At 62.1% G+C, this 25119-nt stretch carries 27 protein-coding genes, 1 tRNA gene and 1 pseudogene; 21 read left to right on the plus strand and 8 right to left on the minus strand.

Features of this window, described 5'->3' with window-relative positions:
• Positions 1 to 735 (plus strand): glutamine amidotransferase, encoded by a 735-nt coding sequence (locus QM996_RS15995; RefSeq protein WP_500268305.1) that lies wholly within the window; start codon positions 1 to 3, stop codon positions 733 to 735.
• Between the two features lie 25 nt (positions 736 to 760).
• Here the strand turns inward: QM996_RS15995 and QM996_RS16000 are convergent, their stop codons facing one another.
• Positions 761 to 2002, minus strand: coding sequence for an MFS transporter (locus QM996_RS16000; RefSeq protein WP_500268306.1), 1242 nt, complete (start codon positions 2000 to 2002; stop codon positions 761 to 763).
• Between the two features lie 134 nt (positions 2003 to 2136).
• On the opposite strand from QM996_RS16000, the gene QM996_RS16005 reads away from it, so the two are divergent.
• Both QM996_RS16005 and QM996_RS16010 read left to right on the plus strand, forming a co-directional pair.
• Positions 2137 to 2430 carry a YggT family protein gene (locus tag QM996_RS16005; RefSeq protein WP_113535285.1) on the plus strand — a complete coding sequence of 98 codons (294 nt, stop codon included), beginning with the start codon at positions 2137 to 2139 and terminating at the stop codon, positions 2428 to 2430.
• A 2-nt stretch (positions 2431 to 2432) separates the two neighbouring features.
• Positions 2433 to 2750 (plus strand): DUF167 domain-containing protein, encoded by a 318-nt coding sequence (locus QM996_RS16010; protein ID WP_500268307.1) that lies wholly within the window; start codon positions 2433 to 2435, stop codon positions 2748 to 2750.
• Between the two features lie 57 nt (positions 2751 to 2807).
• Here the strand turns inward: QM996_RS16010 and ppa are convergent, their stop codons facing one another.
• Positions 2808 to 3341 carry an inorganic diphosphatase gene (gene ppa / locus QM996_RS16015; RefSeq protein WP_173517774.1) on the minus strand — a complete coding sequence of 178 codons (534 nt, stop codon included), beginning with the start codon at positions 3339 to 3341 and terminating at the stop codon, positions 2808 to 2810.
• 158 nt (positions 3342 to 3499) lie between these two features.
• Between ppa and QM996_RS16020 the strand changes: the two genes are divergently transcribed.
• The gene (locus tag QM996_RS16020; RefSeq protein ID WP_500268308.1) at positions 3500 to 4099 is read left to right on the plus strand and encodes a hypothetical protein; all 600 of its coding nucleotides are present in this window, start codon (positions 3500 to 3502) and stop codon (positions 4097 to 4099) included.
• Between the two features lie 39 nt (positions 4100 to 4138).
• Here QM996_RS16020 and QM996_RS16025 read toward each other — a convergent pair whose 3' ends face one another.
• Positions 4139 to 4645 (minus strand): GNAT family N-acetyltransferase, encoded by a 507-nt coding sequence (locus QM996_RS16025; protein ID WP_173517776.1) that lies wholly within the window; start codon positions 4643 to 4645, stop codon positions 4139 to 4141.
• A 233-nt stretch (positions 4646 to 4878) separates the two neighbouring features.
• Here QM996_RS16025 and QM996_RS16030 point away from each other — a divergent pair, with 233 nt between their 5' ends.
• Complete coding sequence (locus tag QM996_RS16030; RefSeq protein ID WP_500268309.1) at positions 4879 to 6276, plus strand: IS1182 family transposase; 1398 nt, start codon at positions 4879 to 4881, stop codon at positions 6274 to 6276.
• A gap of 220 nt (positions 6277 to 6496) precedes the next feature.
• On the opposite strand, the gene typA is transcribed toward QM996_RS16030, so the two are convergent.
• Positions 6497 to 8323: a GTP-binding protein TypA/BipA gene (gene typA / locus QM996_RS16035; RefSeq protein WP_500268310.1), complete on the minus strand. Its 1827-nt coding sequence runs from the start codon at positions 8321 to 8323 to the stop codon at positions 6497 to 6499.
• Between the two features lie 199 nt (positions 8324 to 8522).
• On the minus strand, positions 8523 to 10085 hold the full coding sequence (locus QM996_RS16040) for an alkaline phosphatase D family protein (protein ID WP_500268311.1): 1563 nt from the start codon (positions 10083 to 10085) through the stop codon (positions 8523 to 8525).
• Positions 10086 to 10161: 76 nt separating this feature from the next.
• On the opposite strand from QM996_RS16040, the gene QM996_RS16045 reads away from it, so the two are divergent.
• Together QM996_RS16045 and QM996_RS16050 are read left to right on the plus strand one after the other, a co-directional pair.
• Entirely contained in the window at positions 10162 to 10311 is a 150-nt protein-coding gene (locus tag QM996_RS16045; protein ID WP_500268312.1) for a hypothetical protein, read from the plus strand.
• A 40-nt stretch (positions 10312 to 10351) separates the two neighbouring features.
• Positions 10352 to 11662 (plus strand): amidase, encoded by a 1311-nt coding sequence (locus tag QM996_RS16050; RefSeq protein ID WP_500268313.1) that lies wholly within the window; start codon positions 10352 to 10354, stop codon positions 11660 to 11662.
• Positions 11663 to 11795: 133 nt separating this feature from the next.
• Here QM996_RS16050 and QM996_RS16055 read toward each other — a convergent pair whose 3' ends face one another.
• On the minus strand, positions 11796 to 11957 hold the full coding sequence (locus tag QM996_RS16055) for a hypothetical protein (RefSeq protein ID WP_093233178.1): 162 nt from the start codon (positions 11955 to 11957) through the stop codon (positions 11796 to 11798).
• Positions 11958 to 12358: 401 nt separating this feature from the next.
• Between QM996_RS16055 and QM996_RS16060 the strand changes: the two genes are divergently transcribed.
• The 5 genes and pseudogenes from QM996_RS16060 to QM996_RS16080 all read left to right on the plus strand — a co-directional run bounded on the left by QM996_RS16060 (position 12359) and on the right by QM996_RS16080 (position 16131).
• The gene (locus QM996_RS16060) at positions 12359 to 12868 is read left to right on the plus strand and encodes a hypothetical protein (protein ID WP_500268314.1); all 510 of its coding nucleotides are present in this window, start codon (positions 12359 to 12361) and stop codon (positions 12866 to 12868) included.
• Positions 12868 to 13086 (plus strand): annotated as a pseudogene (locus tag QM996_RS16065) (flotillin family protein); the annotation flags it as partial. The gene QM996_RS16060 and the pseudogene QM996_RS16065, both read left to right, overlap by 1 nt.
• 148 nt (positions 13087 to 13234) lie before the next feature.
• Positions 13235 to 13894, plus strand: coding sequence for a hypothetical protein (locus QM996_RS16070; RefSeq protein ID WP_500268315.1), 660 nt, complete (start codon positions 13235 to 13237; stop codon positions 13892 to 13894).
• A complete protein-coding gene (locus QM996_RS16075) occupies positions 13894 to 14967 on the plus strand; it encodes a helix-turn-helix domain-containing protein (protein WP_500268316.1) in 1074 nt (357 codons plus the stop codon). Before QM996_RS16070 ends, QM996_RS16075 begins: the two co-directional genes overlap by 1 nt.
• 207 nt (positions 14968 to 15174) lie before the next feature.
• Positions 15175 to 16131 (plus strand): IS481 family transposase, encoded by a 957-nt coding sequence (locus QM996_RS16080; RefSeq protein ID WP_500268317.1) that lies wholly within the window; start codon positions 15175 to 15177, stop codon positions 16129 to 16131.
• 911 nt (positions 16132 to 17042) lie between these two features.
• Here QM996_RS16080 and QM996_RS16085 read toward each other — a convergent pair.
• Positions 17043 to 17132 (minus strand) — tRNA-Ser (locus tag QM996_RS16085).
• Positions 17133 to 17424: 292 nt separating this feature from the next.
• Here QM996_RS16085 and rplU point away from each other — a divergent pair.
• The 4 genes from rplU (at position 17425) to QM996_RS16105 (ending at position 19443) form a co-directional block, all read left to right on the plus strand.
• A complete protein-coding gene (rplU, locus tag QM996_RS16090) occupies positions 17425 to 17799 on the plus strand; it encodes a 50S ribosomal protein L21 (protein ID WP_057254969.1) in 375 nt (124 codons plus the stop codon).
• 33 nt (positions 17800 to 17832) lie between these two features.
• Positions 17833 to 18102, plus strand: coding sequence for a 50S ribosomal protein L27 (gene rpmA / locus QM996_RS16095; RefSeq protein WP_037470908.1), 270 nt, complete (start codon positions 17833 to 17835; stop codon positions 18100 to 18102).
• Positions 18103 to 18229: 127 nt separating this feature from the next.
• Complete coding sequence (locus QM996_RS16100; RefSeq protein ID WP_034802649.1) at positions 18230 to 18862, plus strand: GNAT family N-acetyltransferase; 633 nt, start codon at positions 18230 to 18232, stop codon at positions 18860 to 18862.
• Positions 18859 to 19443 (plus strand): GNAT family N-acetyltransferase, encoded by a 585-nt coding sequence (locus QM996_RS16105; RefSeq protein ID WP_500268318.1) that lies wholly within the window; start codon positions 18859 to 18861, stop codon positions 19441 to 19443. The genes QM996_RS16100 and QM996_RS16105 overlap by 4 nt, the downstream gene beginning before the upstream one ends.
• A gap of 38 nt (positions 19444 to 19481) precedes the next feature.
• On the opposite strand, the gene QM996_RS16110 is transcribed toward QM996_RS16105, so the two are convergent.
• Positions 19482 to 20342 carry an endonuclease/exonuclease/phosphatase family protein gene (locus QM996_RS16110; RefSeq protein WP_500268319.1) on the minus strand — a complete coding sequence of 287 codons (861 nt, stop codon included), beginning with the start codon at positions 20340 to 20342 and terminating at the stop codon, positions 19482 to 19484.
• A 146-nt stretch (positions 20343 to 20488) separates the two neighbouring features.
• On the opposite strand from QM996_RS16110, the gene obgE reads away from it, so the two are divergent.
• From obgE to rsfS, 5 genes are all read left to right on the plus strand, one after another.
• The gene (gene obgE / locus QM996_RS16115) at positions 20489 to 21511 is read left to right on the plus strand and encodes a GTPase ObgE (protein WP_173517787.1); all 1023 of its coding nucleotides are present in this window, start codon (positions 20489 to 20491) and stop codon (positions 21509 to 21511) included.
• A 1-nt stretch (position 21512) separates the two neighbouring features.
• On the plus strand, positions 21513 to 22682 hold the full coding sequence (gene proB / locus QM996_RS16120) for a glutamate 5-kinase (protein WP_500268320.1): 1170 nt from the start codon (positions 21513 to 21515) through the stop codon (positions 22680 to 22682).
• Entirely contained in the window at positions 22675 to 23958 is a 1284-nt protein-coding gene (locus QM996_RS16125; RefSeq protein WP_500268321.1) for a glutamate-5-semialdehyde dehydrogenase, read from the plus strand. The genes proB and QM996_RS16125 overlap by 8 nt, the downstream gene beginning before the upstream one ends.
• Before the next feature lie 37 nt (positions 23959 to 23995).
• On the plus strand, positions 23996 to 24583 hold the full coding sequence (locus QM996_RS16130; protein ID WP_500270333.1) for a nicotinate-nucleotide adenylyltransferase: 588 nt from the start codon (positions 23996 to 23998) through the stop codon (positions 24581 to 24583).
• Positions 24584 to 24670: 87 nt separating this feature from the next.
• Positions 24671 to 25117: a ribosome silencing factor gene (rsfS, locus tag QM996_RS16135; RefSeq protein ID WP_173518198.1), complete on the plus strand. Its 447-nt coding sequence runs from the start codon at positions 24671 to 24673 to the stop codon at positions 25115 to 25117.
• Positions 25118 to 25119 lie beyond the last annotated feature (2 nt).

The following is a 25119-nucleotide window of genomic DNA, read 5'->3' on the forward strand; positions in this document are numbered from 1 at the left end:
ATGCCGATGCCGGACACCAGCGCCCGAAAGCCCGTCCTGATCATCCTGCATCAGGAGCGGTCGAGCGCTGGCCGTGTCGGCCAGATCCTGGAGCAGAAGGGCTTTCGGCTCGACATCCGTCGGCCGGCGCTCGGCGATGACCTGCCGCCGACACTGGAACATCACAGCGGCACGATCATCTTCGGCGGCCCGATGAGCGCCAATGACGAGGAAGAGTTCGTTCGCCGCGAGATCGACTGGCTGTCGGTGCCGCTCAAGGAGAACAAGCCCTATCTCGGCATCTGCCTCGGCGCCCAGATGCTGGCGCGCAATCTCGGTGGCTCCGTGGCGCCGCATCATGAAGGCATGACCGAGATCGGTTGGTATCCGCTCATCGCGACCGAAGCCGGCAAGGCGCTGATGGACTGGCCGGCCATGGTCTACCATTTTCATCGCGAAGGCTTCGACCTGCCCGCCGGCGCCGAGCTGCTGGCGACAGGCGACACCTATCCCAACCAGGCGTTCCGCTACGGCGACAATGCCTGGGGCATTCAGTTTCACGGCGAACTGACCCGCGCCATGATGCACCGTTGGGTCGTGCACGGCGCCCACCGCTTCGAGATGCCGGGCGCCCAGGTGGGCAAGGCGCATCTCGACGGACGCATGCAGCACGACGGACCGCTGCGCACCTGGATGGAAAACTTCCTGGAATTGATCTTCCTGCGCGACGAGCGGCCGAAAGCAACAAAGCTGTGACGCGGTTTTCCGTCCGGTAACCCGGCTACTTGTGATGATCGGGCACGTCCAGCGTGTCGATCTTGCGCAATTGCGGGAAACGGAGCGCCCAGAGCCCCGACACGAGCAGCGTTCCCATGCCGCCGAAGACCACCGCGAAGACGGCGCCGAAGCCGGATGCCATCATGCCGGCGCGGAATTCGCCGAGCTCGTTGGACGCACCGATGAAGACCATGTTGACAGCGTTGACCCGGCCGCGCAGCTCGTCCGGCGTCCACAGCGTGATCAGGATTTCACGCACATAGACCGAGATCATGTCGGCAGCGCCCATGATGACGAGCGCGGCGATCGAGACCCAGGGCGTCGCCGAAAGACCGAAGACAACGGTGCCGAGACCGAAGAGCGCGACGCCGGTGAACATGTAGAAGCCGGCCCTGTGGCGGATCGGATGCGCCGCCAGCCAGACCGCCATGCTGACGGCACCGATGCCGGGCGCAGCACGCAGGAGGCCGAGACCCCAGGGACCGAGATCGAGAATGTCGCGGGCAAAGACCGGCATCAGCGCGACCGCACCGCCGAGTAGCACGGCGAAGAGATCGAGCGATATCGCGCCGAGGACCACCTTCTCGGCCTTGATATAGCGGAAGCCGGCGGTGATCGTCTCCCAGCTCTGGCCAGCGGCCTGCGTCCGCGCTGCCGGCTTCGGGATCGCGAAGACCATCAATGCCGAGGCCAGGAAGAAGCAGACGCCGACGGCATAGGGCGCAACGGCGCCGAGCGCATAGATCAGGCCGCCGGCAACCGGACCGACGATCATCGCCGTCTGCCAGGACGTGGAATTCCAGGCAATCGCATTGGGTAGATCTTCGGGCGGCACGAGGTTGGGCGCCAGTGACTGCGACGCCGGCGCCAGGAAGGCGCGTTCGATGCCGAAGACGATCAGGACCGCATAGACCGGCCAGGGTGAAAACAACCCGGATATGGTCAGCAACAGCAATGCCGCCGCGCAGAGCGTGCTGACGACCATGCAGATCCCCATGATCATGCGCCGGTTGTAGCGGTCCGCAGCCGCGCCGGTGACGAGGATCAGCACCAGAGACGGCAGAAACTGGAAGAGGCCGATCAGGCCGAGATCGAAGGGATCGCGGGTGAGATCATAGATCTGCCAGCCGACGGCGACCGAGATGATTTGGATGGCGAAGTAAGCCAGGAACCGCGAGAAGAAATAGCGGCGATAGCCGACATGCCGAAAGGCGGCAAAACGATGCGAGGCATGAACGGCGGACATGCGGAAGAGACTCCTGCTAGGGGTCGGTTATCACGCGTTCTCACGTTAAACATGATCGCGCCCGATAGACCGGCGTACTTGCTCGTTTAGGTCTCAATGTCTACATGTCTGTCAATAACGATTTGGAGACCGGCATGCTTGCTGTTATCGGCACCTTGAACTTCATCATCAACATCGCGTGGTTTCTGGTCATCGCGTCGGCCATCTTTTCCTGGCTCTACGCGTTCAACGTCATCAACGTGAACAATCAGGCGATCAACATGATCGGCCGCTCGCTCTACCAGCTGACGGAGCCGCTCTATCGCCCGATCCGCCGTGTGCTGCCCGACATGGGCGGCGTGGATCTGTCGCCCCTGGTGGTGCTGGTGATCCTCTATTTCATCCAGCTCTTCCTGAATACGACGATCGCACAGGCGCTGCTTGGCTGACGATGGCCAACCCGGCCTTCACCGCGCATGGCGACCACGTTCGCCTGACGGTACGCTTGACGCCGAACGGCGGTCGCGATGCCATTGATGGCCTGGAAGCGGCCGCCGATGGAGAAGAACATCTAAGAGTGCGCGTCAGCGCGGTTCCGGAGAAGGGCAAGGCCAATCAGGCGCTGATTGCCTTTCTCGCGAAGAAGCTCGGCCTTGCCAAGAGCAAGCTCTCCCTCATCTCAGGCGATACGCAGCGTAAAAAAATCCTCCGGATCGACGGCGACCCGGAGGAGATATTCAGACGACTTGCAGTGCTTGTCGGTCCGTAGCGCAGTTCCAGGAAAACTCTGAAGCGGTCTTCCGTCCGGACCTGCGCCGCTCGAAGCTTACTTGGCGCCCTTGGCGCGCTCGACGGCTTCCTTGATCAGCTGCCTAGCGGTGGAAGCATCCTTCCAGCCGAAGATCTTCACCCACTTGCCGGGCTCCAGATCCTTGTAGTGCTCGAAGAAGTGCTCGATCTGCTTGAGCGTGATTTCCGGCAGGTCGGTATATTCGACAACCTTGTCGTAACGCTTGGTCAGGTGCGACGACGGCACGGCGATGATCTTTTCATCCTGGCCGGAATTGTCTTCCATCATCATCACGCCGATCGGGCGAACGTTGATGACGCAGCCCGGAACCAGGGGACGGGTGTTGCAGATCAGAACGTCGATCGGGTCGCCGTCGTCCGACAGCGTATGCGGCACGAAGCCGTAGTTGCCCGGATAGGTCATCGGCGTGTAGAGGAAGCGGTCGACGACCAGCGTGCCGGCTTCCTTGTCCATCTCGTACTTGATCGGATGGCCGCCGACGGGAACTTCAACGATGACGTTGACATCTTCTGGTGGATTCTTTCCGATGGAAATCGCGTCGATGCGCATGGACTACTCCAGGGTCAGTTGAGAAGTGTGCCCGTCGGATAAAGGGAAACATGCCGCGATGCAACATAACTTTCGTCCGTAGCGCAGATTCAATCGCTCGTTTTGTCTTCGCGAAACGTCTTGCAAGAGTGCCCAAATCTCGTTCGGGGGAGATGACGATGAACGGAAAGGTTGCAGCCCTGGCGCTGGTTTTGTTATCCGCCGGATCGGTGATGGCCAATGAGAGCGTCTACATCGACATCGGCCGCGACAAGTGCAAGACGATCGCGGAAGAGGAAGGCATGTATGTGCTGATGACCTGCCCCGGACACGCCGATTACCCTGTTCGATTCAAGGAAGCCGACATCCGCCAGAGCGTCTCCTTCGGCCACCTGAACCAGCGCTATGCCGACGATGCCTTCGAAAGCTTCATCCCGTTCAACCATACCGGCACCACGGTGGAGTGGCGGATTGCCGAGGGCGGCACCCCGGTCGCGACGATCTTGCGCTGGTTCATCGAGAACACGGACGCCTCGGGCGCCTCGGTCCCCGCGCTTCAGGGCCAGGTCCTCGTCGTCTCCAAGGTCGCGCAGAAGGATGACGGCAAGGGTTGCGTTGCCGGCTATGTCGATGCGCTTGCCAATCCCGATCCGAACGCCCTTGCCCGCAAGATCGCCGACGAGGTGGCGCCGACCTTCCGCTGCGGCATCGACACGGCCAGCTATCACGGCACGCGCGGCGACAAGGCGGCCGAGCCCAACAATCAACTGCCGGAATAAGCTTTCGATTTCAGAGGGTTGTCCGCAAGGCGGAGCGGATCAGTTCCAGACGAAGCCGACCTTCTTCAGGTGCTTGTCGCCAAAGTCTTCCATGCCTTCGGCGATATCTGTGCCGCCGGCGCCCTGGAAAAACTGGTAGGCGTGTTCGCTGTCCTCGAGGCACCAGACGACGAGGCCGCGGCAACCGAGTGAACGCAACAGGCTCTTGGCTTCGCCGAAGAGGATGCGTCCGAGACCGATGCCCTGATATTCCGGCCTGAGATAGATTTCGTAGATCTCGCCTTCCTGCGGCAGCGCCTTGGCGCGGCTGAGGCCGAGCGTTGCATAGCCGGCAATGGTTCCGGCAACGTCAACGACGAGCAGCGTCGCCGGCCCGCGCGTCGCCTTGCGCCACCACACTTCATCGCGACGGTTGACCATCTGAACCAGCGGGCGATGGGGAATGAGACCGCCATAGGCCTGCAACCACGAAACGCGGTGCACGTCGGCAATTGCCGCCGCTTCCTGCGGCTCTCCAGGCCGGACCTCGATCGAAACAGTCTTCATGACTCGCGACTCTAAACGCACACGGGGCGAACAGGAATCCCGCCCGGTTGCCGGCCAGCGTTAACCCACAGGCAACTTTAACGGCACCCTACGCAAGGTTAACGCCTTTTTAACTTTATCCGCAAGTCGCCCATCCGTGGCACACATAGCAAAAAACCCCGGATCGCCAGGCTGTGTGGAAAGCCGGGCAAATCAGATAGAGTGGCCGCCTTGGGAACGGGGCGGCCATTTTCATGGGTTACATCGCAGGAGACGAGCGGGATCAGGGGCTCCTGCTTCCGGCTCGGATTGAGGATTACGTTTCGGCCGATGCCGCGGTGCGGGTGATCGACGCCTTTGCCGATGGACTGGACCTTGCCGGTCTTGGTTTCACTCGTGCTGCTCCCGCATCGACCGGGCGTCCCGGCTATGATCCGCGGGATCTTCTGAAGCTCTACGTCTGGGGCTATTTCAACGAGGTGCGTTCGTCGCGGCGTCTGGAGCGTGCCTGCCGGCGCGATGTCGAGGCGATGTGGCTGATGCGAAGGCTCGCCCCCGACTTCAAGACGGTCGCCGATTTCCGCCGTGACAACGGCGCTGCGATCGTCGGTGCCTGCCGGGCCTTTGTGTTCCTGTGCCGGGATGCCGGTCTGTTTTCGGCCCGGCTTGTGGCGATAGACGGTTCCAAGTTCCGTGCGGCTGCGAGCCCGAAGAAGATCATCGGACGCCAAGAGATCATGGCCGAGACGGAGCGTCTCGACCGCAGGATCGCCGCTTATCTTGTCGAACTCGACGCAACTGATGCCACCGAGCCCGACGATGCGCCCGACGCGGTGCGTGCGGCCCTCGCATCCCTGAAGGCGCGACGCACGGAATTGGACAGGTTGGCGGCCAGGCTGGAGGCGGAGGACCGAACAACGCTCGTCGAAGGCGAGGAGGATGCCCGTCCGATGGGAAAGGGCCATGGCCCCAAACCACCGAGCTACAACGTGCAGAGTGCCGTCGATGCCGGGACCGGCCTGATCGTGCACCATGACGTGACCGCCGACCCGACCGACCGGCGCCAGCTTCATCCCATGGCCAATGGCACGAAGACGATCCTCGGGCTCGCCGCCCTGACGGTCGTGGCCGACAAGGGATATGACAACGGCGAACATGCCGGCGCCTGCGAACGCGACGCGATCCTCGCCTGCGTGCCCGGCCAGCGCTCCGTCGACAATCAGGGCGATGGGACACTGTTCGACCGCACCGCCTTCACCTACGAGCCTGAAACAGACACGCTGGTCTGTCCGTCCGGACGCAAGCTGATCCGCAAGCAATTGCACCGCAAGAAGCGTCATGTCACCTATGCCTCTGCGGACTGCTCCGACTGCCCCCTGAAGTCACGGTGCACGACCGCAGATCGACGCTTCGTCAAGCGCCACCTCGATGAGGACGCCCTCAACCGCATGGCCGCGCGCGCGACACCCGACATGATGCGGGCCAGACGATGTACCGTCGAGCATCCATTCGGAACGATCAAGCGAATGACGGCAGGAGGCCGATTTCTCACCAGAAACCTCAAGGGCACCCGCACCGAAATGGCCCTCTCCGTCCTCGCCTACAACATGCTGCGCGCCATCAACATCGGCCTCGACCCCGCAACAGCCTGAGACCAAAAGAGGCCCCGATCAAATCGGAGCCTCAAAAGCGTTTCCACACAGCCTGTCGCTCCGGGGTTTCATAGTCGACGAAGTCGCAGCATGGGACTTGCCCCCTCACCCTGGCCCTCTCCCCGCTCGCGGGGAGAGGGGACTTGAGCGAGCGCGGCATCTCCCTTCCCCCCGCCTGCGGGGAGAAGGTGCCGGCAGGCGGATGAGGGGCATTCTTCCTTTACGCAGCGCCGGCGGTGCGGGCCTTTTCGAAGCGCTTGCGCTCGTTCGGGTCGAGATGCAGCTTGCGCAGGCGGATCGACTTCGGCGTCACTTCGACGAGTTCGTCGTCCTGGATCCAGGAGAGCGCGCGCTCGAGCGTCATGCGGATCGGCGGCGTCAGGCGAACGGCTTCGTCCTTGCCGGCGGCGCGCATGTTGGTGAGCTTCTTGCCCTTCAGCACGTTCACTTCCAGATCGTTGTCGCGGGTGTGGATGCCGATGATCATGCCGGCATAGACCTTCTCGCCGGCGTCGATGATCATCGGACCGCGGTCTTCCAGGTTGAACATCGCATAGGCAACCGATTCGCCGGCATCGTTCGACAGGAGAACCCCGTTGACGCGACCGCCGATCTCACCCTTGTAGGGCTGGTAGTCGTGGAACAGGCGGTTCATGATCGCCGTGCCGCGGGTGTCGGTCAGAAGTTCCGACTGGTAGCCGATGAGGCCGCGGGTCGGGGCGAAGAACACCAGGCGGACGCGGTTGCCGCCCGACGGACGCAGCTCGACCATTTCGGCCTTTCGCTCCGACATCTTCTGCACGACGACGCCGGAATGCTCTTCGTCGACGTCGATGACCACTTCTTCGATCGGCTCGAGCAGCTGGCCGTTGTCGTCCTTGTGCATGACGACGCGCGGACGCGACACGGCCAGTTCGAAGCCTTCGCGGCGCATGGTCTCGATCAGAACCGCAAGCTGCAGTTCGCCGCGGCCGGAGACGAAGAACGAATCCTTCTCGGAGGATTCTTCGATCTTCAGCGCGACGTTGCCTTCGGCTTCCTTGAACAGGCGGTCACGGATGACGCGGCTCGTGACCTTGTCGCCTTCGGTGCCGGCGAGCGGCGAGTCATTGACGATAAACGACATGGTCACGGTCGGCGGGTCGATCGGCTGGGCGGTCAGCGCCTCGGCAACGCTCGGGTCGCAGAAGGTGTCGGCAACGGTGCCCTTGGTGAGACCGGCAATCGCGACGATGTCGCCTGCCTGCGCCTCTTCGATCGGCTGACGCTCGATGCCACGGAAGGCGAGGATCTTCGAGATACGGCCGGATTCGAGCAGCTTGCCGTCCTGGCCGAGGACCTTGACGGCCTGGTTCGGCTTGACCGAGCCTGAGTGAACGCGGCCGGTGATGATGCGGCCGAGGAAGGGGTTTGCTTCAAGGATCGTGCCGATCATGCGGAACGGACCTTCGGCAACCGTCGGCTCCGGCACGTGCTTCAGCACGAGATCGAGCAGCGGCGCCATGCCCTGGTCCTTCGGACCTTCGGGAGCGACGTTCATCCAGCCATCGCGGCCCGAACCGTAGAGGATCGGGAAGTCGAGCTGCTCGTCGGAGGCGTCGAGATTGGCGAAGAGGTCGAAGACCTCGTTGATGACTTCCTCGTGGCGGCCGTCCGGACGGTCGATCTTGTTGATCGCGACGATCGGCTTCAGGCCGACCTTCAGCGCCTTGCCGACGACGAACTTCGTCTGCGGCATCGGGCCTTCGGAAGCGTCGACGAGAACAATGGCGCCGTCCACCATCGACAGGATGCGTTCGACTTCACCGCCGAAGTCGGCGTGGCCGGGGGTGTCGACGATGTTGATGCGGGTTCCCTTCCATTCGACCGAAGTCGCCTTGGCGAGAATGGTGATACCGCGCTCTTTTTCGAGGTCGTTCGAGTCCATCACGCGTTCGGCAACGCGCTGGTTTTCGCGGAACGAGCCCGACTGCTTCAGGAGCTCGTCAACAAGGGTCGTTTTCCCATGGTCGACGTGCGCGATAATCGCGATGTTACGAATGCTCATTTTTCGTCTCGGAGGTTCAGGGCAAGCCCCGATGGGCCACGCCGCTTTTTCAATGGTCGCGCTCATACAGGTTTTTTTGCGATTGCGAAAGGGGGCGCGCGCACGAGCGCCGCGTTCAAATGCCGGTAGGCCATGGGTTTGCACCCGCCAGGGGTCTCGCGAACAAGGTTTGGGAAGCGGCCGGCCTGGACCAGATTCGTCATGCAATCGCGGCCGGATCGAGCGTCACCCGCCAGAGTTCCTGGTCCTGCCGGTCCATCAAACGCACCGTCATCTGCTCTGTCTGACCGTTGATGTCGACGATGCCGAAGAACTGCAGACCGGCCGATGGCGGCAGGTTCGAGTCGATGCCGCCGCCGGATGCCTTGATGAAGCGGACCTCCGGCCCGAAGGTCATGTCGAGCTCCTTCGGCCCATAGGTGCCGGAATGCAGAGGCCCCGACACGAACTCCCAGAAGGGCGTGAAGTCCTTGAAGGCGGCGCGCGCGGGATCGTAGCGATGCGCGGCGGTATAGTGCACGTCCGCCGTCAGCCAGACGAGGTTGTCGATGCCGTTGTCGCGGATGAAGCGCAAGAGATCGGCGAATTCGCGCTCACGTCCCTGAGGCGCACCATTGTCGCCATTGGCGATCGCGTCCGAACCGCGTCTGTTGGCATAATCGTCCCAGACGACGAGACCGATCGGCATGTCGCAGGCGATCACCTTCCAGACCGCGCGCGAGGCGGCAAGTTCGCGTTTCAGCCAGTCCGCCTGCCGCCAGCCGAACAGCGCGCCGCCGCCCTCACCCTGGTTGGCGCCGCGATAGGATCTGAGGTCGACGAAGAACACGTCGAGCAATGGCCCGTAGCCGACCTTGCGGAAGATGCGGCCCGGCTGCGTCGCTGGCGTGCGGATCGGCGTCATCTCATGGAACGCCCGGGCTGCCCGCTCGGCATAGACGGCGACATCCTTTTCCGGATAGCGCGGATCGTCGCGAAGATCGGTCGAGGCCGACCAGTTGTTCAGCACCTCGTGGTCATCCCACTGATAGAAGGTGGGGCAGACGGCGTTCAACTGCCGGACATGCCCGTCGAGCAGATTATATTTCCATTGGCCGCGATATTCCTCGAGCGAGCGCGCCACGTCGCGCTTCTCATGCGTGACCACCCGGTTCTTCCAGACGCCGCCATCGCGAAGCGGGATCTCGTCCGGGATGGGGTTGTCGGCATAGATCGTATCGCCGGAATGAATGAAGAAATCCGGCTCGTGCAGCCGCATGGTCGAATAGGTCTTCATGCCGACATCGTCGATGCCCCAGCCCTGGCCCGCGGTATCGCCGGACCAGACAAAGCGGACCGAACGCTTGCGCAAGGGGGCGGTGCGAAACCGGCCGACCACCGGCTCGGAGACGCGATTGACATCATAAAGATCCGTGGCGGTGAAACGATAGAAGATGTCCTGGTCCGGCAGCAGCCCGTCGAGCGAACACTTGACCGCGCAATCGGTTTGGGGCGTCGCCGTGAGATCAGCAAGCCGAACCGGATTGGAGAAGCTCTCGGTCGTCGAATATTCGACCGACACCCGCGACGGTCGATCCACCCGGGTCCAGATCATGCCGGAGCAGGTATCGACATCGCCCGATTGCACGCCGTGAATGAATTCCGGCCGCCCGTAGCCTCTGGCATAGAAGGGTGTCGCGAGGCCGGATGAGGCGACGAACCCCGCGGCACCGGCGGAAAGCAGGAAAGAACGCCGCGAAAGCGTCTTGAGAATATCGGCCAAACAGACCTCCGATTCGGCAGCGCGATCGCGCGTGCCGGACCTTTGGTCATGCCGATGTCAACGGCGTAACAACGGCATGAAACTATTTGAACGATTTGGCGACAGTTCGGTGAAGGTTGAGACCACCACCTCGTTCGGCATTGGAGCAATGGCTTTCGCCGCCAATGCTGCTATCAAAGAAGAAAGCCTGACCGCACATGCGAATCCGGGCAACGATCCCGCCTAATGCCGCCACGCGGCAACACCAAAATCGACAGGTCATCATCGTGTCTCACTCCGCCACCACTCCCGCCCGCGACCGCCTGGAACAAATCCTGAGCCGGCTCAACGATCGCCGGCGCGAAGAAAAAGCCTTCGTGCGCCTCTATGCGGAAAGTGCCCGCGCGGAAGCCGATGCCGCCGACCGCCGCCGACGGGACGGCGCCAGCCTTGGTCCGCTCGACGGCAAGATCGTTTCGATCAAGGACCTCTTCGACGTTGCGGGCGAACCGACGCTTGCCGGCTCCGTCATCCGCCGCAATGCGGTTCCGGCCGAGAAAGACGCTCTCGTCGTCCAGCGACTGCGCGCTGCCGGCGCCGTGATCATCGGCAAGACCCATATGACCGAATTCGCCTTCACCGCGGTCGGCCTCAATCCGCACTACCCGGTGCCCGGCAACGCCACAAACGAGAGCCTCATCCCCGGCGGCTCGTCTTCCGGCGCCGGCGTTTCGGCTGCCGAAGGCACTTGCGACATCGCCATCGGTTCCGACACCGGCGGCTCCATACGCATCCCCGCGGCGCTGAACGGCATCGTCGGCTTCAAGCCGACCGCCAGCCGCATCCCGCTCGCCGGTGCCTTTCCGCTGTCGCCCGTGCTCGATTCGCTCGGGCCGCTTGCGCGAACGGTTGCCGATTGCGCGATGGCTGACGCCGTGATGGCCGGCGAGCAACCGAAACCGCCTGTCGCCCGCCCAATCACAGGCCTTCGCATCGGCATCCCCCGGGGAAGGCTGCTCGAAGACCTCTCATCCGAAATCGCCGCTGCCTTCTCGGCAAGCCTCGGCCGGATGGCCAAGGCCGGCGCCGAAATCGTCGACTTCACGTTTGAGGATCTGATCGACAAGCTCGGCGAGGCGACGCGAATCGGCTCGATCGCCGGCCTGGAAGCAAGCCGCATCCATGCCGGCTGGCTGAATGACGCCGCGGCCCCCGTCGACGACAGGGTCAAGCTCCCGCTTCGGCGCCGTCTCGCCGTACCCGATGCAGCCATCGCCGCCTTGCTGGAAACGCGGCGCGGGCTCGCCGCCGCAATGGACGAGCGGCTTTCGCCCTACGATCTCATCGCGCTGCCGACGACGCCGATCGCCGCCCTGCCGATCGCAAGCGTCGAAGCGGACCGGGCCGAATACAACCGCGTGGAGGACCTGTTGCTGCGCAATTGCCAGATCGCCAACCAGTTTGACCTCAGCGCCATCACGCTGCCGATGCCGGGCCTCCTGCGCCCGGCCGGCATGATGCTGGTGGGACGGAATGGAACGGATGCGGCCGTGCTGGCGGCCGCTCTTTCGGTGGAGGCGCTGCTGCGGAAAAACTGAAGCGGCAAGACATCCCGATCGAACCGAGAAGAGCTGCGCACTGGGGCTGATGGGCCTTCTCCGTCGGGCGGCGCCCATCGGCCACGGCGGCTGCGGCGGCGCGCAACCGGCGGCCGCGACAGCCGGCACCGCTTCAGTGCATCGTCTCGCCGGAGATCTCGTCGCGGAGAATACGGAACGCGTCTTCAAGCGCGGCAACCAGGGCATCGGTGAGTTCGTCGCCGTCGTTATTGGCGAGATAGAGGGCGACCATGGAATCGGATGGGTCGCGGTAATGCTCGATATCGTTTGACATATCATTGTCCTTCATTCGCCGTGTCACATCCCGGCCATTGAGGTGACGATAGGCGAAGGGACTTGCGTAAAGCTGGATGCATGACGTCAAAGCGTCGAGCGAACATACCGATTGAATATCGCGCCGAGCACCGCTTCGATCCCGGTTCTATCGGCAATGGTCCGCAAAGGACAGAGGATAGTGGGCTATTTCGCTCGCACCGGGCGCACGACCACGCTAGAGGAGGTCGCGCAGAAGCGTGGAGCGCGGCAGAGGCTTGGACGAGATCACCTCAGTTTAGCCACCCACCCGCGCCGCTGCGCCAGAAACGCGAAAGCGTTGCTTCGCCCAGTTCACGCGGTTGCGGAGACGAGGCATGCGGTTTCGCTGAAACGGCCTGGACGAACGACGCGGGAATGAGCATGTCGAAGAAAACCAAGCGCGACGAAACCGGTGACATGCAGCGCCTGAAGCTCGATTTCCCTGAGATCCATGCGGATCTGCTCTCCGGCCGCATCCCGTCACTGCGCAAGGCACTTGTCGCGGCAGGGCTCAAGGACGAGCGCACCCGCCTCGACAAGCTCAAGAATTCCTGGACCAAGGCAAGCCCCGCCGAACGCGAGACCTTCCTGAACTGGCTGAGCAGCAACGACGCCGTCAAACTGGCCGCAACACTGGTTGAAATCGATCCGCCACGCGCGGCGCACCAGCCCTCCGCCATCGCCAGCGGCCGCTACCTGCTTCCCGAAGCGATCGCCGAAATCCGCACCGTCATGAACCGCCGCCGGCTGCGCGCGAACGAGATCATGGCCGAGATGGGTTTTGCCGGCGACGACATGTCCCTCACCCGCGCCTTGTCCAAGGGCGCAAGCCTGCGTCTGTCGGTGATCGCCGCGCTGGAGATGTGGTTGCGGGACAACGCGGCGGATTGAGCCGGCGCCTTGAGCTCGAATCCGTCTCCCTGCCCGTCTCGACCAGACGGACATCGAGCACTTGAAAGCCAACAATTTCTGCGACACCCATGGTCTTGCGGCTCTGACCAGCATTGCCAAAGGTCGCAAGAAGGAGCGCAACGAGATTGCCGGCGATGCCGATGACGACCGAACGCACCAAGCGCGAGGCAGAATTGAAGCAGGATCGCGACATCGCACAGATTTATCAAGGAAATCCACTCGTGGAGAGGGTGGAGGCATCCGCCCCAAAGACGGAAAAAACATCCGTATTGTTGACCGCGCCTCTTGCGCGTTTAATTTTTATCCCCTCTATTGAGGGGGAGATTCTTAAACGCGAGAAACGCCATGTCACCGTTCCGCACTGCCATTTTTGAGAAACCGATGGACGCTGAGCGGCGACTTGCCGATTTCGCACTGACTCTCGGCCAAATATTGGCCATTAGAGACTCGGCACGCGCCGCCGCCGACGACGCGAGCCCGCTGATGCCACTTAACGCACCTGGAACGCTGGCATACATCCACGGAGTGGGTGCGCTGCGTAGCCAAGTCCTTGATGATGAGTGGATGATCGACAGGACGCTCGGCGTTGAGGCTGTGATCAATCGTCGACTTGGCGTTCGCCTTGGCTATCAGAACGTCGATAGAGCATGTGATGCTGATTTTCCTCCGATGCCGCGCTCCTCAAAGGGTAACGGCACTGCCCAGCTATGTCGCCTACCACTCTTTGAGTATTTCGATATCGCTCTCGAAAATGATGCCGATCGCTTGCCTGATCAGGATGCTAAGGATCCTCTGGGCGATCAGGTAACTACCTATTTTGTGATGGTCGGCGAAGACGGCAGCGTCGAACTTTCTTGCCCTGTGATCGGAAATAAGAGATACGCCGGATTTGTGGAGCGGATTTTCGTTGATCGCCCTGATGAGAACTGGGAAGCGTCAATTGATCCTGACACTGGCCCAATCGACGATTTTGATGTTCCCGTGATTTTCAAAGACAAAGCATAATGTTCTGCGCAGAAAGACTAAAGGTAGCCCGGCATAGGAAGAAGCTATCGGGGAAGCAATTAGCGGAAGCAGCTGGCGTTACGGAGGTAACAGTTTCAAAAGTCGAGAACGGTCACCAGCCTGACGAGGCGACCGTAGAAAAGTTGATTCATGCGCTCGGCTACCCTCGAGCATTCTTCTTCATGGATAAGCCGGAGATACTTGAGCCGCGCTCTGTTTCATTTCGCAGCCTAAAGAAAATGAAAGCGGCGGAGCGGAACGCCTCGCTCGCAGCAGGCTCAAACGGCATTGCACTTTATCAATGGGTTGACGAACGTTTCAAACTCCCAACGCCAGATCTCATCGATCTGAGCAGAGAGCAGGACCGACCGGAAGTGGCCGCACGTCTGCTGCGCCAGCATTGGGGCATCGGTGATCGTCCGATCGGCAATATCCTGCGATTATTCGAATCGAAGGGTATCCGCGTGCTTTCTCTCTCAGAGAATACGCAGAATGTGGACGCATATTCTTTCTGGCATTCAGATCACCCTTACGTCTTCCTTAACCAGAGGAAGACGGCGGAGCGTTCCAACTTTGATGCCGCGCACGAACTCGGCCATTTAGTTTTGCACTTCCATGCTCAAGCTGAATCGGCGCCGGAAGACGATGCCGAACGACAAGCAAATCAATTTGCTTCCGCCTTCCTGATGCCCGAAGCCGATCTCAAGAACTCGATTGGTCAGGTATATAGCTCATCGCAAATTATCAAAGCGAAGGTTCGCTGGAAAGTTTCAGCCATGGCATTGGCTATGAGGCTGAACCAGGCCGGTATGCTTTCGGATTGGAACTACCGGTCAATTGTCATCGACCTTGGTCAGAGGGGGTACCGGACAGGCGAACCATTAGGCGTCGAAAGGGAGGCTTCCACTCTGTTAGCGAAGGTTTTTGCGGCGTTGTGGTCCAAAGGCGTTACGAAAAGCGACATAGCCAATGATCTCAATCTTCCCTGGGAGGAGGTTGAGTCATTGGTATTTGGCTTGACAGGTCCAGCCCCGGCACGACCAGTAAAAGGTAGCTTTACAGTCGTAAATTAGCGACTGGGTCTTGAGATCCCGTCGCAGCTTCCCGTGAGCAGCAGTGACTTGGTCAGACTTATAGATATCGGCGTCCATCGATGTTCTACATCATCTGGTTTGACACGCCTGTTGAAGACCTAGCTGTGAGCTTTCAGGAGGTTGTCCACTCGGTCCGAGCCGGGAAAGCTGAGGTTGTTCAAGCTTCAGTGATTCGCGGAGGACCGAATGAACATCCACAAGAATGCCCGTTTGACGCCGTTGCGTCGAGAGGAGATGGCGCGCGCCGTTGTCGAAGGCCGTCTTTCCAAAGCCGATGCGGCGCGGGTCTATGGCGTGACGGTGAAGGTCGTCGGGCGCTGGGTCGCGCGCTTCCGGTGCGAGGGGCCGGCTGGCATGGCGGATCGTTCGTCTCGACCGAAGCGGAGCCCGGCACAGACCCCGGCAGCGGTTGCCGACGCGATCGCGACGTTGCGCCGCCGGCGGCTGACGGGCAAGCATATCGCCAGACAGACGGGCGTGTCGGCGGCAACCGTCAGCCGCGTGCTCAAGCGGGTCGGTCTTTCGCGGCTGATGGATATCGAACCGGCCGAGCCGGTGCGCCGCTACGAGCGCGACAGGCCGGGCGAGATGATCCACATCGACATCAAGAAACTCGGGCGCTTCGACCGGGTCGGCCACCGCATCACCGGCGATCGCACCGGCCAGTCCAACAGCCGCGGCATTGGCTGGGAGTTCGTCCATGTGTGCATCGACGACGCCTCGCGCGGCGCCTTCTCGCAGGTCTTGCCGGACGAAAAACAGACAAGCGCCGTCGCCTTCCTCAAGGCGGCGGTCGCCTACTACGCAAGCCTCGGCATCACGGTCGAACGCGTCATGACCGACAACGGCTCCTGCTATCGGTCGAAAGCCTTCGCCAAGGCGTGCCGCACGCTCGGCCTCAAGCACATCCGCACCAGACCCTACACGCCGAAAACCAACGGCAAGGCCGAGCGCTTCATCCAGACCGCGCTCCGGGAATGGGCCTATGCCGTCGCCTACCCGACTTCAGACCAGCGCGCCCCCGAACTGCCTGCCTGGCTTCATCGCTACAATTGGCATCGTCCGCATGGCAGCCTAAAATCTCAAACGCCCATCAGTAGACTCGGCCTGACCGAGGACAACCTGTTGAGGCTCCACACCTAGCTGAGGATGAACCAACTGATGCCAAAGATTATGCATACACGCATTTAAGAAGAACGCCCCGATTCCTGTGGAAAAGCAGGCGCCGCCCCTGCTTACGCGACCGGAAGATTCGATTTCGTTAGGAGAATCGCTGAAATTGAATTGACCCACACGTGGTTGAGACGTGTGGGTCATAGGGTATAACAGCCGGTGGGCTGTTGCGTGATCACCACCAGACCTTGAGTCATTAGGTGGAAGCAGTCAAGCCATAGCCGGCTCTTTCTCGAAAGGAGCCGTCATGAAGACGGAATATCCACAGGCATGCAGGCTGTCATTCGATGATGCAGTGAACGTTTGGTTGAGATACTGGGCCGGTGAATTCCAGCACCACATCGCAGCCAGCTTTGGTGTCAACCCGGGTCGTATAAACGAGGTCGTTAAACGCCGAAAGCACGTGGGCAGTGAACAAGTCGCTCTTACGAAAAGGAGGGTGGCTTAATGTCTCGATGGCAAATAGCACTCGTTCGCGAACAGGGGATCAATTTCGCCGTAGCTTCGGTAAAAGATCACGTTGTCTGCAACAGTCACACAGCTGAGCGCACCATTGCCGCTCTCAGCGTAAGGTTGAGGCAACCGGTTGTCCTCCTGAGTGCGACCGGCAATCAACTGTATGGTCGGCGTGATGTCGTGCGCTTTCTCCAAAACGTCCACCCGTCACGCTTGCCTTGGCGTTACGTCGACATCACCGAGTAACTACCTCTGCGGAGGGCAACCTCCGCAGATCAAACATCGCATCGCGGACGCCGCATGCATAGGCGAAAGTCTATTCGTGCCGGACTGTGGCCAGGCATACATACACCCACCAAACATGCGCATTGATCGCTCAAATGAGCGCAGAAGTATGGGGAATACGCTGGAAATTCAGTTCAGACTGGCGGAGAGGGGGGGATTCGAACCCCCGATAGGCTTGCACCTATGCCGCATTTCGAGTGCGGTGCATTCAACCACTCTGCCACCTCTCCGCATAACTGGTTGGCGCTCGGTGAGCGCGGTCGGGTTCATAGCGGCAGATTCGGGTGCTGGCAAGGGCCTGTTTGAAGAATATGTAACGGTCCTGTTGCTTTCGCCTTGACACACACGCGCGATTCCTTGTAATCCGCGCAATGAAGTGGTGTGGCCTGGCTACTCCGCATCGGGTGTGAATTGCGCCCTTTCACCGGTGGAAGCCTAAAAGGCTCCACTTTACCTGTCGACTGAGAAAAAGACGGCCTTGTCCTTGGGCAAAGAGCCGGATCGAACATGAAAGGATAAAAAATGTTCGCAGTCATCAAGACCGGCGGTAAGCAGTACCGCGTGGCCGCCAACGACGTCCTCACCATCGAAAAGCTGGAAGGCGTTGCAGGCGACAAGATCGAATTCACCGAGATCCTGATGGTCGGCGTCGGCGCCGATGCAACCATCGGTGCTCCGTTTGTCGAAGGCGCCGTTGTCAGCGCTGAAGTTGTGGAACAGGGCCGCGCCAAGAAGGTCATCGCCTTCAAGAAGCGTCGCCGCCAGAACTCCAAGCGCTCGCGCGGTCACCGCCAGCACCAGACGACCGTCCGTATCCTGGACATCGCTGCTGCCGGTGGCAAGGCGAAGAAGGCTTCGAAGAAGACCGAAGCTGCCGCCGAAGCCGCTGCAAACTGAGTTCCTGGATCTAAGGTTTAAAGGAGAACACCAATGGCACACAAAAAAGCTGGCGGTTCGTCGCGTAACGGTCGCGATTCTGAGTCCAAGCGCCTTGGCGTGAAGAAGTTCGGCGGCGAAAACGTCGTTGCAGGCAACATCATCGTGCGCCAGCGCGGCACGAAGTGGCATCCGGGCGCCAATGTCGGCCTCGGTAAGGACCACACGATTTTTGCACTTACGGCCGGCAACGTGGACTTCCGTACGAAGGCCAATGGCCGCGTGTACGTGTCTGTAATGCCGAAAGCCGAAGCAGCGGAATAAGCCGGTAGCGCTCTAAAACAGCCGGCGTCTCATCGACCCGGCTGACGCACCTGATGGTTCCAGGCCAGACTTGAAAAGGGGAGATGGGGCAAGACCCAACTCCCCTTTTTCATTTCTGGAGGAAGCCATGCAAACCGAGTTGTTGAGGGAAGACCAATCCCGGTCTCCCGAGCAGAGGCTGAGGCCCCAACGGTCAAGGACCGATTGCCCGATATTGTTGTCACCCAGGCTCGTTCTGCGCGCCCCTCATGAAGACGATATCGACGCCCTTGCCCATCTTGCCAACAATGCCAATGTCGCGACCATGGTCTCGCGCATGCCGCACCCGTATACGACGGCCGACGCCGCCGATTTCGTGCGACGCGCGAAAGCCGGCACGATTGGCAAGTGCGTCTACGCGATTACCAAGGCGGACAATGGCGCATTTCTCGGTTGCTGCGGTATCGAGCCGCATCCGGACGGCAAGACGGCGGAACTCGGCTATTGGCTGGGCGAGCCTTACTGGAACCAGGGCTATGCCACCGAGGCCGCCCAGGTCCTGACCGACATGGCCTTCCGCACCCGCGACATCGATCAGATCGATGCGCGCTGCCGGGTCATGAATCTGGCGTCCCGCCGGGTCATCCAGAAGTGCGGCTTCCAGTTCCAGGGCAGCGGCATGGTCGGCAGCCTGGCGCTCGGCGGTTCGATCGCCGTCGAGTGGTACCGGCTCGACCGCAAGACCTGGGTCTCCTTGAGAAGCTGGGGAGGCATGCGATGAACGCGCTCGTTTCCGAACGCCAACGGCTCGTCGCCCGCCCCGGTCCGGGCCCCTGCCCGGTCATCGAGACGAAGCGCCTGGTCCTGCGCCCGCACCGGCGAGGTGACGCCGAAGCGATCGCCCAGTCGCTCGGCGATTTCCAGGTCGCGCGCATGCTGGCGCGCGTTCCCGCGCCCTACGACCTGCAGGATGCGCTCGACTGGCTGACCGCGCAGACCTCGGGGCTGACGCCCGACTGGACCTTCGCCGTCACCACGGGCGACGACGTGCATATCGGCTGTGTCAGCATCGAGCTCCGGCATGGCCAGTGGCATGTCGGCTACTGGCTGAACCGTTTCTACTGGGGCAAGGGCTTTGCCTCCGAAGCGACCTATGCGGCGGTCGACCGCTTCTTCCGCCGCATGCCGGAAACGACGCTGCATTCGGGCGTCTTTGCCGACAATCCGGGCTCGCTGAAGGTGCAGGAGAAGATCGGGTTCCAGATCACCGGCTGCAGCCAGGTCTACGCACTCGCCCGCAATGCCATGGTCGCGCATATCGAAACGCGGCTGACCGCTGCCGATCTGCGTCGACCACATTGAAAGACATCCCCCGCGAAGCTCACTTCGCGGGGGACTTGTCATGCGAGCGTGAAGCCGACAGGCAAGTGGTCGGAGCCCTTGGCGTCGTAGTCGATCCAAGCGTCCGTCAGCCGCGAAATGAGACCGGCGCTGAGGAAACAATAGTCGAGATGCATGCGTCTTTCGGGGTTTTCGGGATGAATCCAGCTATAGCTTTCCGGCGCCAGCCGACCGAGATGGGCGAGCGCATCGACGGGGTTCTCAAGCCGCAGCGAGCGACCGTAGTAGGCGTCGCGCGAACCGACCATGGCGTTGTATTCCGGCGTCTCCGGTTGCATGTTGAAATCGCCCATGACGACGAAGTCTTCCGGATGCGGCGGCTCGGCCAGGCCGAAATCGGCCGCCCCTGTGATCGCGCCGCCTTCGAGCGGATAGCCGAGCAGCCGGTCCTTGAGATAACGGATCTGGGCGATGCGCTCGGCCGGAAGCACATGATCGAGATGCACGGAGTAGACACGCAGGGCGCCGCCCGGTGTCGCGATCAACGCTTCGGTCGCACCGCGCTGCAGGTTCAGCGGGCTGATCGTGCGGGTGCGCGGCAGGGGGATCAGCCGCGTCGAAAGGATCGGCCAGCGCGACAGGATCATGTTGCCGAATTGGAAGCGGCGGCTGACCGCCCGCCCATCTTCGATCGCCGAACCGATGTCGATGTCGCAAGGCGCGTGAAAGACCGTAAAATGACCCGGAAACAGCCTTTCGAAGCGGGCAACAAGATCGACGTGATCGTTGCGGTGGAAGCCCCGCGTCACTTCCTGCAGCGCGATGATATCGGCGTCCCCGATCGAGGCCGCGATCCTTTCGGGATCGAAGCGGCCGTCGAGACCGATGCCGTATTGGATGTTGTAGCTGACGAACCGCACGATATTCTTTGACCTCCGAATAAACCGCCTATATCGATGGCGGCAAAATAAAGCGGGATGAGGAAAAATGTATGCGGTTTTCCGCCCGCATCCCGCTCTCACCGTGAACTAAGACCGCGCACCTTTACCGAACAGATGGCAGCCCAATGAAATTTCTCGACGAAACGAAAGTCTACATCCGCTCCGGCGACGGCGGCGCAGGCGCCGTCTCGTTCCGGCGCGAGAAGTTCATCGAGTTCGGCGGACCGGACGGCGGCGACGGCGGTCGCGGCGGCGACGTCTGGGTGGAGGCCGTCAACGGTCTCAACACGCTGATCGACTTCCGCTACCAGCAGCACTTCAAGGCGAAGACCGGTCAGCACGGCATGGGCCGCAACCGCACCGGCGCCGGCGGCGACGACGTGACGTTGAAGGTGCCGGTCGGCACGCAGATCTTCGAGGAAGACAACGAGACCCTGATCGTCGACATGGTGGCCGAGGGCCAGCGCTACCGGCTGGCCGCCGGCGGCAATGGCGGCTTCGGCAACGCGCATTTCAAGTCTTCCACCAATCAGGCGCCGAACTGGGCCAATCCGGGCCTCGAAGGCGACGAGAAGACCCTCTGGCTGCGGCTGAAGCTGATCGCCGACGCCGGCCTCGTCGGCCTGCCGAATGCCGGCAAGTCCACCTTCCTCGCCGCCTGCACCCGCGCGCGTCCGAAGATCGCCAACTATCCCTTCACGACGCTGCATCCCAATCTCGGCGTCGCCACCATCGACGGCAACGAGTTCATCATCGCCGACATTCCGGGCCTCATCGAAGGCGCCCATGAAGGCGTCGGCATCGGCGACCGCTTCCTCGGCCATGTCGAGCGCACCCGCGTGCTGCTGCATCTCGTCTCGGCCCAGGAAGAAGATGTCGCCAAGGCCTATAGGACGGTGAAACACGAGCTCGAAGCCTATGGCGGCGGCCTCGAGGACAAGCCGCAGATCGTGGCGCTGTCGCAGATCGACGTGCTGGACGAGGACGAGTTGAAGGCGAAGAGCAAGGCTCTGGCGAAGGCCTGCGGCTCGCCGCCGCTCCTGCTTTCGGCCGCCGTCGGCAAGGGTATGACCGAAGCGCTGCGGGCCCTTCGTGGCGTCATCGTCGCCGCGAAGGCAGGCGAAGAGTCCGGCGAGGAGAACGTCTGACATGAGCAAGACCCGTAAGCCGCTTCTGAAGTATCGCCGGGTCGTCATCAAGATTGGCTCGGCACTCCTCGTCGACCGCGCCACAGGGCTGAAGAAATCCTGGCTCGACGCGATGTGCGCCGACATCGCCGGCCTCAAGGCCAAAGGCGTCGAGGTGCTGGTCGTTTCGTCAGGCGCAATCGCGCTCGGCCGCACGGTGCTCAAGTTGCCGTCCGGCGCCCTGAAGCTGGAAGAAAGCCAGGCGGCCGCCGCCGTCGGCCAGATCGCGCTGGCACGCGCCTGGTCGGAGAGCCTTTCGACCGACGCCATCGTTGCCGGCCAGGTGCTGCTGACGCTCGGCGATACCGAGGAGCGCCGCCGCTATCTCAATGCCCGCGCAACGATCAACCAGTTGCTGAAGCTCGGCGCCGTGCCGATCATCAACGAGAACGACACCGTGGCAACCACGGAAATCCGCTATGGCGACAATGATCGCCTCGCCGCCCGCGTCGCCACCATGGTCGGCGCCGACCTCCTGGTGCTGCTCTCCGATATCGATGGGCTCTATACCGCCCCGCCGCATCTCGACCCGAACGCCCGTTTCCTGGAAACGATCGCCGAGATCACGCCCGAAATCGAAGCCATGGCCGGCGGTGCGGCCTCCGAGCTTTCACGCGGCGGCATGCGCACCAAGATCGACGCCGGCAAGATCGCGACGACCGCGGGCTGCGCCATGATCATCGCTTCCGGCAAGCCGAACCATCCGCTCGCCGCGATCGAGGACGGCGCCCGCTCCTCTTGGTTTGCCCCATCGGGTTCGCCGGTGACCGCACGCAAGACCTGGATCGCCGGGCAATTGCTGCCGGCCGGAACGCTCAGCGTCGACGCCGGCGCCGAGGAGGCGCTGCGCTCGGGCAAGAGCCTGCTGCCGGCCGGTGTCCGCGACGTCACCGGCAGCTTCAGCCGCGGCGACACGATCGCCATTCTCGGCGTATCGGGCCGCGAGATCGCCCGCGGCCTTGCCGGCTACGACGCCGACGAGGCCCGCCAGATCGTCGGCAAGAAATCGGCCGAGATCGCCGTGATCCTCGGCTATGCCGGCCGCGCCGCCATGGTGCACCGCGATGATATGGTGATGACCGGAAAACGCGCCCAAGACGAGGGCAGCCGGAAGGATGAGATCCATGCTTGACGAGGTGAAGAACAAGGACGACGTCGAAAGCGTCATGCTGGAGATCGGCCGCAGGGCCAAGGCTGCCAGCCGACCGCTCGCCGTCGCCAGCGCCGAACGCAAGCACGCCGCCTTGATCGCCATGGCCGACGCCATCATTGCGCGCGGGCAAGAGATCCTCGCCGCCAATGCGATCGACCTCGAAAACGCCCGCGAGACCGGCGTCGCCAGCGCCTTCATCGATCGCCTGACCCTCACCGAAGGCCGCATCCGCGACATGGCGAGCGGCATTCGCGCAATTGCCGAGTTCAAGGATCCGGTCGGCGACGTGATCGCCGAATGGGACCGGCCGAACGGCTTGCATATCGAGCGCGTGCGCACCCCGCTCGGCGTGATCGGTGTCATCTATGAAAGCCGGCCGAACGTAACCGCCGACGCCGGCGCGCTCTGCCTCAAGGCCGGCAATGCCGTTATCCTGCGCGGCGGCTCCGACAGCTTCCATTCTTCCGGCGCGATCCACGCCTGCCTGGTCGAAGGGCTGAAGGCCGCCGGCCTGCCCGAACACGCCATCCAGATGGTGCCGGTTGCCGATCGCGCCGCGGTCGGCGCCATGCTCTCGGGTCTCGCTGGCGCGATCGACGTCATCGTGCCGCGCGGCGGCAAGAGCCTCGTCGCCCGCGTCCAGAACGAAGCGCGCGTGCCGGTCTTTGCCCATCTCGAGGGTCTCTGCCACATCTATGTCGACGCCTCGGCCGACCTTGCCATGGCGGAAAAGATCGTCGTCAACGCCAAGATGCGCCGCACCGGCATCTGCGGCGCGGCCGAAACGCTGCTGATCGACCGCAACGACGCCGCGCGGCTGGCCAAGCCGCTGCTGGGCGCCCTGCTTGCGGCCGGCTGCGAAGTGCGGGTGTCGGACGAACTCGCCGGTACGGTCGACGGGCTGAAGGCCGCGACCGATGAGGACTGGGCGACGGAATATCTCGACGCCATCATCTCGGTGAAGCTGGTCGACGGCATTTCCGGCGCCATCGAACACATCTGCACCTGGTCTTCGGCGCATACCGAAGCGGTGATCGCCGAGGATCCTGCGGTGGTCGAACGCTTCTTCTCGGAGATCGATTCCGCGATCCTGCTGCATAATGCCTCGACGCAGTTTGCCGATGGCGGCGAGTTCGGCATGGGCGGCGAGATCGGCATTGCCACCGGCAAGATGCATGCGCGCGGCCCCGTTGGCGTCGAGCAGTTGACATCCTTCAAGTATCGGGTGCGCGGTGCTGGACAGGTCAGGCCCTGAGGTGACGGCGGGCAAGGTGAACGCCCGCTACCTGCGCATGCCCCATGTCGAAAGCGACATGGTGGTCGGACTCTTCGGTGGATCCTTCAATCCGCCGCACCAGGGCCATGTGCTGGTAGCCGATACGGCGATCCAGCGGCTCGGGCTCGACCAGCTCTGGTGGATGGTGACGCCCGGCAACCCGCTCAAGGATCACAACGATCTGGCGCCGCTCGCCGACCGTATCGCCATGAGCGAAACGATCGCGCGCGACCCGCGCATCAAGGTGACGGCCTTCGAACAGGCGCTCGGGCAGAGCTATACGGCCCGCACGCTTGAGATCGTGCGCGCCCGCAATCGCGACATTCGCTTCGTCTGGATCATGGGCGCCGACAACCTGAAGAACTTTCACCGCTGGCAGAACTGGCAGAAGATCGCCCGCACCTTCCCGATCGCCGTCATCGATCGGCCTGGCTCGACGCTCGCCTACCTCTCCTCGCGCATGGCCAAGACCTTCGACCAGGCACGCATCGACGAGGACGACGCACGCCGCCTGGCCTATCACGCAGCCCCCGCCTGGACCTTCATTCACGGACCGCGCTCGTCGATGAGCTCGACCGCGCTTCGGGCGGCGGGCGGAGTATGATTTCCTGGGAATCAGTTCTGCTGTCTTGAAACCGCTACGGTTTGATGCCTAAATTCATGGACGGTTCGATCTTTGTTCGAATCGAAAGTGCCTGTTCTGTTCATATGGAAAGGAAAGACCCTGACAACAGCACACGCCAAGGGATATGCGGTCTCCGCATTCCCGCGCAGCACGGGATCGAGCGACGAAGCCGCTGTCCGTGCGCTTCAACTGGTCCTCGAAAGCCTAGAGGACTCGAAGGCAGAAGATATCGTCAGCATCAACATTGCCGGAAAATCGGCGCTGGGGGACTTCATGGTCGTCGTCTCCGGGCGATCGAACAGGCATGTGATGGCCATTGCCGATCACCTGACGACCGACCTCAAGGACGGGGGCTTTGGCAATGCCCGTGTCGAAGGTCTGGAAGGCGGTGACTGGGTGCTGATCGACACCGGTGATGTGATCGTTCACATTTTCCGGCCGGAGATCCGGGAGTTCTACAACATCGAGAAGATGTGGGCAGCTCCTGAGATCGAGGACGGCACCCTGCATTGAGA

The sequence above is a fragment of the Sinorhizobium chiapasense genome, assembly GCF_045277575.1.
Lineage (GTDB): Bacteria > Pseudomonadota > Alphaproteobacteria > Rhizobiales > Rhizobiaceae > Ensifer > Ensifer chiapasense_A.